General features: G+C 38.3%; 15 protein-coding genes and 4 pseudogenes. 3 read left to right on the forward strand and 16 right to left on the reverse strand.

Annotated features, from left to right (window positions below; genetic code table 11):
• Positions 1 to 84 precede the first annotated feature (84 nt).
• The 16 genes and pseudogenes from N39L_RS09410 to N39L_RS09485 form a co-directional block, all read right to left on the reverse strand.
• Entirely contained in the window at positions 85 to 414 is a 330-nt protein-coding gene (locus N39L_RS09410; protein ID WP_014276168.1) for a hypothetical protein, read from the reverse strand.
• A pseudogene (locus tag N39L_RS09415) lies at positions 407 to 655 on the reverse strand (hypothetical protein). The gene N39L_RS09410 and the pseudogene N39L_RS09415 overlap by 8 nt, the downstream one beginning before the upstream one ends.
• Before the next feature lie 137 nt (positions 656 to 792).
• Complete coding sequence (locus N39L_RS09420) at positions 793 to 984, reverse strand: hypothetical protein (protein ID WP_014274621.1); 192 nt, start codon at positions 982 to 984, stop codon at positions 793 to 795.
• 57 nt (positions 985 to 1,041) lie between these two features.
• Complete coding sequence (locus N39L_RS09425; RefSeq protein WP_006616304.1) at positions 1,042 to 1,251, reverse strand: hypothetical protein; 210 nt, start codon at positions 1,249 to 1,251, stop codon at positions 1,042 to 1,044.
• 872 nt (positions 1,252 to 2,123) lie between these two features.
• On the reverse strand, positions 2,124 to 2,498 hold the full coding sequence (locus tag N39L_RS09430) for a hypothetical protein (protein WP_006616303.1): 375 nt from the start codon (positions 2,496 to 2,498) through the stop codon (positions 2,124 to 2,126).
• Between the two features lie 198 nt (positions 2,499 to 2,696).
• Positions 2,697 to 2,975, reverse strand: a complete 279-nt coding sequence (locus tag N39L_RS09435; RefSeq protein WP_006616302.1) for a hypothetical protein — start codon at positions 2,973 to 2,975, stop codon at positions 2,697 to 2,699.
• A gap of 53 nt (positions 2,976 to 3,028) precedes the next feature.
• The gene (locus tag N39L_RS09440; RefSeq protein ID WP_006616301.1) at positions 3,029 to 3,310 is read right to left on the reverse strand and encodes a hypothetical protein; all 282 of its coding nucleotides are present in this window, start codon (positions 3,308 to 3,310) and stop codon (positions 3,029 to 3,031) included.
• A gap of 16 nt (positions 3,311 to 3,326) precedes the next feature.
• Positions 3,327 to 3,668 (reverse strand): hypothetical protein, encoded by a 342-nt coding sequence (locus N39L_RS09445; protein WP_006616300.1) that lies wholly within the window; start codon positions 3,666 to 3,668, stop codon positions 3,327 to 3,329.
• A 26-nt stretch (positions 3,669 to 3,694) separates the two neighbouring features.
• Entirely contained in the window at positions 3,695 to 4,078 is a 384-nt protein-coding gene (locus N39L_RS09450; RefSeq protein WP_006616299.1) for a DUF1064 domain-containing protein, read from the reverse strand.
• Positions 4,068 to 4,392: pseudogene (locus N39L_RS09455) on the reverse strand (hypothetical protein). The gene N39L_RS09450 and the pseudogene N39L_RS09455 overlap by 11 nt, the downstream one beginning before the upstream one ends.
• 94 nt (positions 4,393 to 4,486) lie before the next feature.
• Positions 4,487 to 4,972 carry a hypothetical protein gene (locus N39L_RS09460; protein WP_006616325.1) on the reverse strand — a complete coding sequence of 162 codons (486 nt, stop codon included), beginning with the start codon at positions 4,970 to 4,972 and terminating at the stop codon, positions 4,487 to 4,489.
• A 1,006-nt stretch (positions 4,973 to 5,978) separates the two neighbouring features.
• The gene (locus tag N39L_RS09465) at positions 5,979 to 6,224 is read right to left on the reverse strand and encodes a hypothetical protein (protein ID WP_006622122.1); all 246 of its coding nucleotides are present in this window, start codon (positions 6,222 to 6,224) and stop codon (positions 5,979 to 5,981) included.
• A 228-nt stretch (positions 6,225 to 6,452) separates the two neighbouring features.
• Positions 6,453 to 6,764, reverse strand: coding sequence for a hypothetical protein (locus N39L_RS09470; RefSeq protein WP_006616324.1), 312 nt, complete (start codon positions 6,762 to 6,764; stop codon positions 6,453 to 6,455).
• 98 nt (positions 6,765 to 6,862) lie between these two features.
• The gene (locus N39L_RS09475; RefSeq protein ID WP_006616323.1) at positions 6,863 to 7,195 is read right to left on the reverse strand and encodes a hypothetical protein; all 333 of its coding nucleotides are present in this window, start codon (positions 7,193 to 7,195) and stop codon (positions 6,863 to 6,865) included.
• Positions 7,196 to 7,207: 12 nt separating this feature from the next.
• Positions 7,208 to 8,146 (reverse strand): hypothetical protein, encoded by a 939-nt coding sequence (locus tag N39L_RS09480; RefSeq protein WP_231852018.1) that lies wholly within the window; start codon positions 8,144 to 8,146, stop codon positions 7,208 to 7,210.
• Positions 8,146 to 9,865: pseudogene (locus tag N39L_RS09485) on the reverse strand (hypothetical protein). Before N39L_RS09485 ends, N39L_RS09480 begins: the two are co-directional and overlap by 1 nt.
• Positions 9,866 to 9,938: 73 nt before the next feature.
• On the opposite strand from N39L_RS09485, the gene N39L_RS09490 reads away from it, so the two are divergent.
• The 3 genes and pseudogenes from N39L_RS09490 (at position 9,939) to N39L_RS09500 (ending at position 12,871) form a co-directional block, all read left to right on the forward strand.
• Positions 9,939 to 10,187 carry a hypothetical protein gene (locus tag N39L_RS09490; RefSeq protein ID WP_006616146.1) on the forward strand — a complete coding sequence of 83 codons (249 nt, stop codon included), beginning with the start codon at positions 9,939 to 9,941 and terminating at the stop codon, positions 10,185 to 10,187.
• A 581-nt stretch (positions 10,188 to 10,768) separates the two neighbouring features.
• Positions 10,769 to 11,119: pseudogene (locus N39L_RS09495) on the forward strand (hypothetical protein).
• A 45-nt stretch (positions 11,120 to 11,164) separates the two neighbouring features.
• Positions 11,165 to 12,871, forward strand: coding sequence for a pyocin knob domain-containing protein (locus N39L_RS09500; protein ID WP_231851969.1), 1,707 nt, complete (start codon positions 11,165 to 11,167; stop codon positions 12,869 to 12,871).
• Positions 12,872 to 12,961 lie beyond the last annotated feature (90 nt).

Raw genomic sequence — 12,961 nt, forward strand, 5'->3', positions numbered from 1 at the left:
AATACATAGACACCCCCTGCAGTTAGAAACCATAGGGGGCCATTTAAGTTATTGGGTTAGCTGTTAGCTGTTAGCTGTTAGGGTTTACGCTTGTTTAGGGTTACACCGATAAAACATAGCTATAGCAGCTTGTTGAATCTTTTCGTTGGTAGTCTGGTCAGATTTTCCGATATAGATGTGATGGTTGATTTTACCGTCCCAGCCCTTCAGGTTCCAGTACGCGAAATTGTTGATAGATGTTTTTTTGCAAGCCGTAAACCTTTTGCCGTTTAACTCAACAGAGAATGACTTGTTTTTTCTCAGGTAGTCAAACCATTCGGGTGTATCTAGTTCTACACAAGTTCCACCGGGGCCCTGTAGAAAATTGCTGAAATTTCCAGTATGTAGGCTGATTACTGGTAATAACTTAGGCATTGAAGTCACCCCCCATAAAGATATCGCTACTGTAACCATTGCCACTAAAGTCGGACATAAATGATACTGGTTCAATAACTGTCTCTTGAGACGATACCCATTTTTTCTATACCGTCATAAAATCAACAGCGGCGTTATGAGCTATTTCGGCTAATTTCACCCTGGTATCTTGGTTAGCGTAGGGGATATCTCGTGACATAATTTGGGCGTAAATATCACGTGCTAATTCCGCGATAACCATTAAGCTTGCTTGTTCTTAGTTCATGGTTTTGTGTTTCCTGTTTTGACGAAATTATTTAACTTACTTGAGGATTTATGGCATGATTAAAACTCATCGTCATTTTCTTCTTCGTATTGCTTGATTTTTTAGTCCAACAATTAATTGATTGCTGTAATCAAGGAATTGTGCATAACCAGAAAAGTGCTTTCAAGCTCCAACAGACGACATTCATCAAATTGTGTAGGACAATCGGCAAGTTCTACAGCGTCCAATATAGAGACTAGCTTGCTGCTTAACCTATCACTAAGATAGGTATTTGGGTTAAGTAGTTTACCCAAGTCAATTGTCATGGTTTTATCCTATTAGTGTGTTGTTTGCCGTAGTTTACCGTCATCGCGGACGGGTATTTACTGGACTTTATCTATTAAGTGCTTTGTGTAATTCAGTTCCTTAATCAGCAATTGCTTTTTAAGTTCAGTAATGGTTAATTCTTTTTCGCAATCATCTAGTATTGACTTTAATGTTGCCAAACCATCTTCTTTATTAATGTTGTAAACTAAACTGTCTACCATAGTATTAAACTTCACAAACATCTGATTGTTGATATCTGCCATCATTGTGTTATTCTCCTAGGTCAATGAACTAATTGGAAGTCAAATGATTTGCTTCCACAGGTTTTTACCGTTGACATTAATCATGTGATATCCTCTGTTTTTCATGAAATTGGTTAATTCATTAACAGTAACCCTTGAATCTAAATAACCATCATTTTTGGCTTTTTCTATGGCCATCTTCAGAGTCTTAGGATCAATGTCTGTAACTGGTTCGATTAATTCAGGAAAACCTGCTTTTGTGGCTTGCTTATTTTGCTTAGTTTTGCTCTCAATACTTGGAGCGATAAAATGGTCTAAGAATTGTTCTGTTCCGCTAGATACTGCGAATATTTTGGTTTCTGCTAATTCCCAGTAACGGTTAAATGCTTTGATTTAATTATCTATTGATGTTTTGTATATCATTGAATGAGTAGCAATTACATCAATGGATAATCTGTAGTTAGCTATATCTTGTTTCCTTTTTTGTAGTCCTCTTTTGGTTTTAGCGTAATTAGTGCAATTATTCATATCTCTCCAAAACATTTCTAAGCGAGATGATATATTACCAAGATTTATATCCTCAATATCCGAAAGTTCTGACAATTCAAATTGATTCCCTGCAGATTCTTAACTTGTCATTGATTGTCTCTTTTTAAACCACATAGTAAACATCCTTATTTTAAGTTCGTTAAGTTCCCAAAACGTCCATAAAGGATGTATTGAGTTAATTACTTTTAAAGCGAAAGCATTAAAAATCATGTTGTGACCGGGTGTTTGGCTGCTAATTGTTATTCGACTATTTTTCCTGTTTAAGACTTTAAACAGTGAAAGCATATTTTCATTTTCAATTAATAAATTGGGGGGTGATATCCTCCCAAACCAATAAAAAATTACGTTCAAACTCCCTTTGTAACGGGTCGTAATATCAATATCTTTCTGGCTGTATCTTGCTTGTTTCTCAGTGAAGCAAATGTGCTGTTAGCTAACACTGTGTCGGTGCGATACAGTGAAGCCGCAATAGTAGCTATCTGGCTTTTACCCGTTCCACTAGACCCCCAAAGAAACAGACACCCAGCGGTTGACATTAGCGTAACAGGTGAGCAAATAAAGCTAGTAATAATTGGGAATTGAACATCCGGATAGGGTAGGATAGCACAAGCCCTACATATTGACTCAACTTGTGTCCCTAATGTACCGTCAACAATTATTTCCTCTAACTCATCTGCCATTGAATCGCGTATTAGTCTATAATCAACATAGTCCTCAGACATGGTAGTAACCTCTTAGTGTGTTGGCTTGCTGTCTGGTAGTTATCCCGCCAATATTGGGGGGATATTTTATGTTAATTAGCTGAGTTTCATCAGCTCAATTAACGCGATTAGGGTATCAGGGTCTAATTTTTGAACCTTGTTGTATAAGCTGTCAAAATCATGTTCATAGTCAAGGATTTTAGCAGTAAAATATACTCGTTATTCCCAGGTTTTGGATTTGGGTTTACCACCAAAGCCACCATTTTTTTTGCCAGACTTTAACTCAACAAAATCAATGGCTTCTTGTAGAGTGTAGCCAGAAATAGTAGATTCAAAGGTATCTAACGCTGTACTGTATTCAAGAATAAATTCCGCTAAATCGTGCTTATTCTTGGCTGAATCAAAATCATTTGAATCAGTGGTATTATCTAATTCAAGGAGTCGCTCGGCTACCCGTGTGGCTGATTGTCCTAGATTTACAGTTCCGGTAAACATCATCGTGCCGTTAGTTAGCAGCTTGTCACCTTCGACTAGGTGAAGTAGTGCTAATTCTACTGAGGTTGGCTTGTACTTCCGTTTTTCCCTTGATACTCGCTTGAATATTCTTCAATGCAGAAACGTACAGCAATTAATTGTTCCTCAAATTTCCAGCTTCTGTCATTAAAGTTCTGAAAATCACCGCTTAATCCGACACCAACGAGCCATAGGTGAGGTTGCTGTACGAGAAACATAGCGCTAGTAATTTCCAGGAATGTGCCTGATTCTCCAGATTTAACTGCACTACAAAACGCGAATTTATCGTCATCTCTTTTACCGTAATATCCAATACTCATGATTACTCTTCCTTAGTTAATTGTTGATTGTTGATTGTGTTAGGTGATTTGATTCTGGCTGCAATTTGGCGACAACCATACCAAAACATTGGATTACCTTACCGGATAGCTGAACTCTAAACTGTGATTGTTTAGTTAGCTTAATAATTGCAGAGCCTTGATAATCACCACGTGGTCTGTAACTACCCATTACCTGATAGGTAATATTCTTGACTTCAGGTGTTTTGTGTTCCTCAATATGTGTCAAGACTTGATAAGCCACAATGATTGTATTTTGGTCAAATTTATGGGGGTTATAATGGCTTTGCACAAGTTCACCATTGAGGCTAAATATGCCTTTATAGTGTAGATTTATCACGGTTGCTGTTCTCCTATTAACTTAAATTATTGTGCTTTCAGATGTCGTTGGAACTCATCGATATTCATTAAATAAATACCTGGCCAACGATAAGACCTGTTCCGAGTGACAAACCAAATATCTTCAATCATTCCGGGATTAAGGTAATTAAGCAATTGCATCTTGAGTTTAAACTCGGTTGTTAGCGTTCCCTTTACTTCGATGTATTGGTTGAAAACTGGACTATAAAAGTCTGGCTTCCATGTAATTGACTTCCAATCATTACAGTGATCAACCAAAGTTAATCGGGGGTGTATTGATAGGTTGTCATCATACTTTTTGAGTAGGTGATACACCTTGCTCTCTAGCGTTGATGCAAAGTAATGCCCCTCATCATATTGTCCTTTGGCGTGATACTTGTTAATCATCATTATTTACCTCCTCTTTATCGCCACCAGATTCAGCTTGATAAATCCTCCATTCTTCCCGGCAATATTCAAGTGCTTTATTGAGAATTTCCTCAATTTTATCTGGGCGTAATGGGATTAATTTTTTTCATCATTTTTCCCACATAATAAGCCAGAAATTCATGGTAAAATTTAACGGCTGTTAATTGCCATTGAAGTTTTCCTCTTCCTGCATAGTTAGGAACCTTTATAGCAAACGACATTCCCATATACATCAACGGGTCAAGTTTAATATTCCTGAGATTTAACCGCACTTCTTTCCAGTGCTTTGATATCATGGTGATAGTCCTCGATGTTTGGTGTATTGGCTACCTTTTTACGGGTAGCCTTTTCTATTTCCCAATTAGACTGCTGTAATTAGACTGTTAGGGATTAACCCTGAAGCCAGACTGAAAATGGGTCAGGGTCGGTTGATAACTCAGGGATATCCGGGCCAACATGATTATCGGAGAGATTAAAAAAGTGACCCTCCAAGGCAGCGATATCGTCAGCAATAGCACCAGAAACTTTACGTGGCATCTTGACACCACCACCAAGTTTAATCAGAGTTAGAATAGCTTTAATGCTATTCTTTAACGCGATAATCTCAGAGTAGGTTAATTCCAGATTAAAGTCCTTTTCGTCCGTTACAGATGCAAACACTAACTTTTCTTTTAATGTGTAGATAGGTGATGTTTTGGGATATGGCAGATAAGGAACTACCTGGTCAAGAAATCCGGCAAAGTTGCTGAACCTTTTTAAGATTGCCAGATATTCACTAGGTGAGAGTCCATGTGTATCCTTGGTTTTTACGCTGTCTTTGTCAATCTGGTAAATAGCGGTATTTTGGTCTACTAATGTATTTTGGTTTTTACGCATCTGTCAGTTATTTTCAACTCATTGACAAAATCATTTTTAAAAAATACGATTGAGTTATTGAGTTGGAAATCACTGTTTTTGATATTTTTGGTTGTTTATGATTATTATTTTTAACCTAATTAATACTTATAAATAAATCAGAAATATATAAGCCCAAAAAATAAAAGAATTATTGACTTTATACCATAATTGTGAAATGTTTAAATTATCGCCACATACAACTCAAACAAAAGACCACTATTTTTTTATATAGTGGTCAATTCTCTTTGTCTACTTTTTGGCGGTTTATTTTTTCTTACTCTTACTGCCAGGTGACTTAACAGGAGCATTAGCAGGAAGATCACCCTGTACTTGGTTTGGTGCTTCACTTCTCTCAACAGTTAATTCACCCAGGTTAGCTAGGGCCAGCCCATCGCTGCTAGGAATTCTGAACATACTGTTATAGGTTCTTAATGATGCTGGCTTGATAGTAAAATAGTGAGCAAATACATATAACAAGCCACTAACAGAAACGATAGGAGGTGCTTTAATACTGATAAATCTCAGTATTTTTTCGCCTACCCGTGTTTGGGTGTATTTACGCCAATAGCCAGGATTAACCGGGGCCTCAACAAAGAAACGAGTGTATTCAGCCTTCTTGTATGCTCTTACCCGACTGCCTTTTATGATATTACGTCTGTTAGTATTAGGCGTGGAAGTATTCCTAACAGGTGGTGTCCAAATGGTTAAGTTCCTGACGGCCGTTGGTTCATTAGATACTGACCCTCCACTTAAAACGTGGAGTCAAAGCATAGGCATAGGTACGCCTATTTTTGAAGTTGCATCTACTGGAACTTCAACTACTAGACTACGACCTAAATGTGAGCCTTTGGCTGTGGCTAACTTTTCTACCCAGTCTTCTTTGTCTCTGTTAAATGCGTCGCTTAAAGGCATAATAACTCTCTTGTTCTACATGATTTAAGTCAGGGTAGGTAAAACGATGATATTAGTGCCTACCCGATATCTATTAATCAACAAATAGCTCTGTAGCTATTACATCAATACTGCCGTCAGTAGGGTCTAAAACATCGTCTGTTGGAATTGACAATGAAACAGTTACGAGACCTGTAGCCATATTTCGGGTATAAGCAGTGACTACGGTTGCACCATCAGGATTATTACTTGCAGTCGATTGCATTCGTTGGGTTGGCTCAATAATTTCAAGTAATTGGTTTTCCAGTGTCGCAGCACCTAGCGTTTTCTTAGTAGCTATAATCTCACCTTGATTTTATTCAATACCTAGACTATAGCAGTGTATTTGCTGATTGTGGCTGCTATGGTTCTTTCAACAGAAGCTACATATATGTAGCAGCTTTTGAGTTAAACGCGACGGTACGCTACCAATACCAACATTACGCTAACTACCAGTTTAACCATGTCTAAGTATGTTCGTAATCTCTTTCATCGTGGATGATAGTTAGTGACTGATATGACTCAATGATTAGGTTGTAGTTGGGGGTTGATTTCCAGTTTTTAACTCTAACGATGTCCTCGTAGCTTTCCGTATGGCATTATCAACCCAACTAGGTTTTCTCTGGAAATGTAGAGGAATTTTGACTTGGGTTTTTCTAGGGTCTTGATACATCGCCAAGGCACTACTTTCACCTAAGTCGATTTTAGCTTGTTCAAATTTATCAATTAATTCCCAGTTAAGTATTTTCACTTCACTGATATACATTTTGCTCTCTTTGATTCTTTTCGCATTTTCCCTACCGCCAAAACCTTTCCTTTCCTCGAAGGTAATAGGATACACGATTTTAGCGTCAGTTAAATCAACTAATTGTTTACAGATATTTTCTGCCTCATTTTTACTAAATTCATTAATAAAAAACGCAAACTTTCTACCATTATTTATAGTGCAATTAACTTTAATATTTTCTTTAGTAAATGCTGACTGGGTTGAGTAAATATCCTTTGTAACCTATCCCATGTAATTTTATCCCTACTAACCGACGGTAACTCTATTTGAGTTTTTTGCAGTGTTGACTGCCTATTTTTAGTCCAATATGGAGGTTTTTCGTAGTTGTACAAAACCAAAGTTAACTGTATTTTAAGATTAGCTGACGTACTGATTTCCGGAAAATCACCTGACCCTACAAATTGCCCTATATCTCTATTTCCTAGTATTTCAGTTTGAGCCCAAGCATTAGTTACGTTTTCCGGTAAATTACGCAGGCTTGACACTAGTCTAAATCTTTATCCATTGTTTTCTATAACCGCGTTAACTAATTGTTGTTGTCTATTTTCTTCTATTCTTTGTAATGCCATATATTCATCTAAACCTTGAGCGACTAACACAATAGCCTCTTTACAGTTCTCGCTAAACTCATCCCCGAATTCCTCGGAACTGTCTTGGTTCCAAATAGTGTTAATATTTCCGTCATAGCTTTCTGGTAATTTCTCCCTAGCTTCCCTTCTCTGTTTACCGAAACTCCATTCTTCACCTTTTTCGTCACCCCACTTTTCAATCGTTCCTTTACCAGCAGTAACCATTGAAACAATAGCCGTTGCAAGTGTTGAAGGACTTTTATCTAAAAACATTTTAACAACCCGTCTACCGTGTTTAAATAACGTCCATGCTATTGCTTTCATAGCCATGTTAAATGACTGTTTAACGTATGAACCGACAGCTGTAGATACTTCCATAAGCATTTCATGCCCCTTGCTTAATGCTACATGCATAGCGGCCGCTTTATTGAGAAATGCAAGACCTGCTACTGGTAAAACACCACATACTAATTTCCCAGCCATATTACCTAAAAACCCAGCCGTGGTGGTTATAAATTGTCCGGCAATATTTTGGATGTTTCTATCAATATCACTATCGCTAATATTCCAATTAAAATTCCAAAAGCTGTCCCAATTAGAGGTAATAAATGTCGCTACTTTCTCAAAGCTAAAGTTAGATAAAAACTTAGTAATTCCTTCCCATAGCCAACCTCCAAAACTTTTGCCCCATTCAACAACTTTACCAGTAACTTTTGCCCATAATGTGCCAAACCAACCCATCTCTTGAGTAGATGTTCTCTGGGCTAAATTAACTTGTCTAACGCCATTCCTACCTATACTGCTACGGGTTTGACGGCTAGACAAGCTACGAGTACTCCTTAGCATTCTTGCACTTCTGGCAACCATTACAAAGTCCCTCTTAGTGGGTTATCGCCGTCAATCAATTCGGTTTCTATCTTGATATCAGGAAAGTCTTTTTTCAATAATTCTTGTACTTTCTTGGTTTCCTGTTCTCTGATATCGTCTTGTTTTTTCATTGAATCATATAACCGCGTTAAATCGGCTAATATGTCTTTGGCTGGGTCATTACTGTTCACCTGTAAAGTACCTTGAGCACGTAAGCAAATATTTCTTTAATTTGATTTAATGTTGTTTGTCATGTTTCTTTCGCATCCTTCTGGTTGGTAATCTTAACCTGGCTTTTATTGGGTTCTAGTAGTTCCTCAAAATTATCAGCTTCTGGAGTAAAGGCTGTTTTAATTTTTGCGTATTTTTTCTCATTAGTAAATTCTAAATAATCAATTATTTTAGATACTTCACTACCAGCTTTAAAGGCTGCCGCGTGAGCCAAACCTGCTTCATATAACGCCGTTAAAACAGCGTTTTCTGTAACCTGATGAGAGATAAAAATTTCCATTACCATACCAAATATTTCAGCAATTGATTCAGCTAAGTTAGGTAATTTTATTTCGGCTTTTTCTTCTGCTTTTATCATTAGATTGACATCATCAATCTCTACTTTAACTTCAAATTCACCCCATCTTTCATCATCGATGTCAAATCTGTACATTAGCCATTCTGGTAATGTGTTTATTCGTTGAATTATGTTCTCTGGATTATTAGCATTAACCGTTATTTTTTCAGGCATTTCAGCCGGAAAGGATTCAGGGTCTAGCAACTCGTAAATCCTTCTAATCATTCCGCAACAACACTCTTCGTTCATATCTGGTATTGTTATCGTTCGTATATTTTCAGGTTCTTTTTTATTTTCAGGTTCTCCTCCTCCGATGCCTGGCGGGATATCTTTTGTGCTCGCGGAAAAGTTGGGAATTACATAATCAAATTCTGTGCATTCCATCCACGAATCACAAAATGCACCTACACTTTCATACATTAAATCAGGGTCGCCGTATGCCCACTCAGACTCCCACCGTCCTTGCCTATAAAAAACCTCTCACTTCCTGTTGGTTGAGGAGTTTCCCCCCACCTCGGATTCCCACCCATGTGACTAACAAAAGTGATGCTACTTCTACTTGGTGGAGGATTACGGCATCCCCCGCTACCCATTTGTCTGTCGAACTCTTCAACGCTGTACTTTTCATCAGCTTTTATGGTACAACCGATATTGCCATTTCCGCCATTTCCATTGTCTGAATCATCATCTGAATCATCATCTGAACTATCGCCTGGTCGCCTTCCTTTATCATCATCAATTTTGTCACCTGAATTAGGACCCCCAAAACTTCTCCCGCTACCACCACCGCCACTTCTGCCGCCGCGTGGTTTTTTACCTCCCTTTGGTTCATCTCTCTTTGGTGGTTCCTCGTCTACTCGCCGCGCATCATCTTCCCTTTTCCACCTACCATGGTCTTCTGGGTTAATTCCACGCGGCACTCTGGTGATTGGGTCCCAAGGATTTACTAATCCGGGAACACCTCCTCTATCTCTTTCCCTTGCATACGGTAAACCCCTACCAAAGTCCATTGTTGAAGATGTTTGGTCGCCTAAATCTCCTGCTAAACCTGAACTTACTCCTCCTGACCTACCAATATTCCTGGGTGTGCTTGACCTAATAGTATCTTTAATTTTTAGAGTGTCTCTAATTTTTAGAGTGTCTCTAACCATGCTGAATAATTATTGAAGGCTATTAATAAATTAGAAATATTATATAATATTACAAAATAATTGAGGACTATCCATGAGGGGAATTAAAAATATGGCTACGGAAATTAATGCCAGCAATTGGCATAACGCCGTAGAGTTATTTAATGGCGCGATTTTAGAAGGCTTGATAACTGACAGATGTCGTTATGATATTACCGCTTACGCTTATGTCTCTAGCTTGAATGCTAGGTGCTATATCCCTAGTCTCAATCAATCAAAAATACCCAAAATTTATCCAGAATATAGTTATTATCAAAGATGGGAAAAGAAACAAGATGTGTGACAAGGTTCTATCAGCTTACCGGTATTTTATGGGAACCTAGCAACAGAAAACAGGTTAAATCTAGGTATCGTAAAACTCCCTTATTCTGGGGGGATTCACACAGAAAACCTATTGATTGAGTTGATTACCAATCAGACAGAAGGATTAGCTATAGATTCACATTCTGTATGAAAAGCTAGATGTTTAAATCAATTGCACAATAATGATTAAATTAATATTTTTGGTATGGCAGAATACCAACTTGATACCTTACCAAAAACACCATCATTAACTCAACCCGAAATTTTGGTATTTCCGTAGGTAATACCCCTACACTTATCCGCGCCGCCAATACTTACAGATATCGCTTACACTTGCAGAATACGGGTAGCGTTGGGGTTTGGTTTAGTCATGGACACATCAGCAATTGCATACCAGGTCAATGTTTATGGCTACCCCCTAATACTGCATAGGATGACGAGTTAAAATCTACTGCCAGCATCTATGGAATGACAGAGGATAGTGTTTCGCAGATTGTCGGGTTAGAGCAGACAATCACTTACTAACCGACTACAATAGAATTATTTAAGAGGTAGGTGATTATGAGTTTCTCAGTTTATAGCAGTGTTTTAAATTTAGACACTCTCAATATTACTGCTAAGATACCAGGTACTCCCGTTACAAGCACTATTAGTTTAACGGCTAATACAGTTGCCGAATGAGTAGCAGAAAATGCTAACACAAACTGGCGTAATGTATTTATCAAAAACCCGTCTAATATACCCGTTCATTTGATTTTAGACCCTACCGGCGATAGCGTGTCAGACGCTGCATTTTCGGTTAAACCAGGTGATACAGTTATGCTAACAATTGGTGGTAGCGATTTACAAGCTATCGCGGAATCTAGCGCTAACGTATCAATAACTTTAATTGAATTTGTTACTGTAGGTTAATAATAATTAGGGGGAATCCCCCCTAAGATGAATATAGAGGCAGTTATGACTAATTTCAACATTTACTCTAGTAAATTTGGGCAATCAACCGATGACTTGCCAGAAGGTGAAGTTAATCTGTATTTAACTAATGAACGGATACAAGCAGTTATTGACTCCAATACTAATTTAGTCAAATTAACTCAGTTAACTTGGAATAATATTACTAATAAACCTGGCACTTTCCCCACATCTACTCATTCCCATAGCTGGACTGAAATAACGTCCAAACCGTCTACGTTCGCGCCATCCGGTCACGGTCATCTATGGGGCGACATCAGTAGTGCGCCTGCTACCGCAACACGGTTACCTACTTGGTCTGAAGTTACAAGTAAACCGACAACGTTTACTCCATCAGAACATACACATACTATTGCAAATGTTACAGGACTTCAAGGTGCATTAGACGGTAAAGAGCCTACTTTTACCAAAAATACAGCATTTCATAAAAACTTCGGAACAACTACTGGAACTGTAACCGAAGGTAACGATGTCAGATTATCAAATGCTAGAACGCCAACTAGCCATACACACGGTAACATTAGCAATACCGGAACTATAGGTTCTACGGCTAATTTACCGTTAATTACCACCACATTAGGCGCTGTTACTACCGGTACTTTCGGTAGCACGGCAAATACATTTTGTCGTGGTGATGATAGCCGCCTTTCCACCAACCTAAGCTACACTACCGGGGCAGCCCAAGGGACGGTAACAAGCAGTACCGGAACTAACGCTACTATTCCAGCAGCTACGACGAGCATCGCCGGTTTATTAACTTCTGCTGATAAATATAAATTGAATGGAATAGCCGCAGGCGCACAAGTAAATGTAGCAACTAATTTAGGAGTAACAGCAGGAACAACAGCAGGTCCTGTAGTTACATCATCAACAGGAACTAATGTTACTTTACCTACAGCTAGTGCAACTAATTCAGGGATAATTACAACTGGGAATCAGACATGGACAGGAGTTAAAACATTTAATTCATTAATTACCGGGTCAATAAGTGGAAACGCCGGAACAGCAACAGCACTTCAAACAGCAAGAACAATCAATGGAACAAGTTTTAATGGAACAGCAAATATTACTACTGTAAACTGGGGAACTGCTCGGACTTTAACAATTGGTTCTACAGGCAAATCAGTAAACGGCTCTGGAAATGTAAGTTGGAGTTTAGCAGAAATTGGTGCTTTACCAAATCTTTCAATAACTGTAACAGGAGATTGGAATGATGTGTTAACAACAGGTTTTGCTCAAGGGAGTTCTCTTTTAAATCAAAGTCCGGGAAGTTCATGGCGTTTTTGTACTGTACAAAGACATAAGAATTCTGCGATTTCTCAAACAATGATACCTTTTGGAGGAGAAGATATTTATCAAAGAAATCGTGTAAATGCAGTCTGGAGTAGCTGGCAACAATTAGCTTTTACAAGCTCTAATATTACAGGTAATGCAGCAACTGCAACCACGCTTCAAACTGCTAGAACAATTAATGGGACTTCGTTTAATGGTAGTGCCAATATAACAATAACTGCCAATACTCCTAATACATTAACAAATGGTACGGGATTAACTGGAAATAATTTTAATGGGAGTGCTGCAACAACATGGGCAGTTGCTTACGGCAAGCAGGCACAGCCTGTCAAGGTAATGATAGTAGATTATCTGACGCTAGGACTCCCACAACGCACACACATTCAAATATTACATTAACAGCAGGAGATGGTTGATCAGGAGGAGGAACTTTAGCAGCTAATAGAACAATTAATGTAGATTCAACTGTAGTTAGAACTACAGGTAATC

The organism is Limnospira platensis NIES-39 (genome assembly GCF_026000695.1).
GTDB lineage: Bacteria > Cyanobacteriota > Cyanobacteriia > Cyanobacteriales > Microcoleaceae > Limnospira > Limnospira platensis.

Bases quoted from the DNA above. Each gene is read 5' to 3' on its own strand.
- N39L_RS09410 (WP_014276168.1), bottom strand. From the start codon at position 414: ATGCCTAAGTTATTACCAGTAATCAGCCTACATACTGGAAATTTCAGC.
- N39L_RS09420 (WP_014274621.1), bottom strand. From the start codon at position 984: ATGACAATTGACTTGGGTAAACTACTTAACCCAAATACCTATCTTAGT.
- N39L_RS09425 (WP_006616304.1), bottom strand. From the start codon at position 1,251: ATGATGGCAGATATCAACAATCAGATGTTTGTGAAGTTTAATACTATG.
- N39L_RS09430 (WP_006616303.1), bottom strand. From the start codon at position 2,498: ATGTCTGAGGACTATGTTGATTATAGACTAATACGCGATTCAATGGCA.
- N39L_RS09435 (WP_006616302.1), bottom strand. From the start codon at position 2,975: ATGATGTTTACCGGAACTGTAAATCTAGGACAATCAGCCACACGGGTA.
- N39L_RS09440 (WP_006616301.1), bottom strand. From the start codon at position 3,310: ATGAGTATTGGATATTACGGTAAAAGAGATGACGATAAATTCGCGTTT.
- N39L_RS09450 (WP_006616299.1), bottom strand. From the start codon at position 4,078: ATGATGATTAACAAGTATCACGCCAAAGGACAATATGATGAGGGGCAT.
- N39L_RS09460 (WP_006616325.1), bottom strand. From the start codon at position 4,972: ATGCGTAAAAACCAAAATACATTAGTAGACCAAAATACCGCTATTTAC.
- N39L_RS09480 (WP_231852018.1), bottom strand. From the start codon at position 8,146: ATGGTTGCCAGAAGTGCAAGAATGCTAAGGAGTACTCGTAGCTTGTCT.
- N39L_RS09490 (WP_006616146.1), top strand. From the start codon at position 9,939: ATGAGGGGAATTAAAAATATGGCTACGGAAATTAATGCCAGCAATTGG.
- N39L_RS09500 (WP_231851969.1), top strand. From the start codon at position 11,165: ATGACTAATTTCAACATTTACTCTAGTAAATTTGGGCAATCAACCGAT.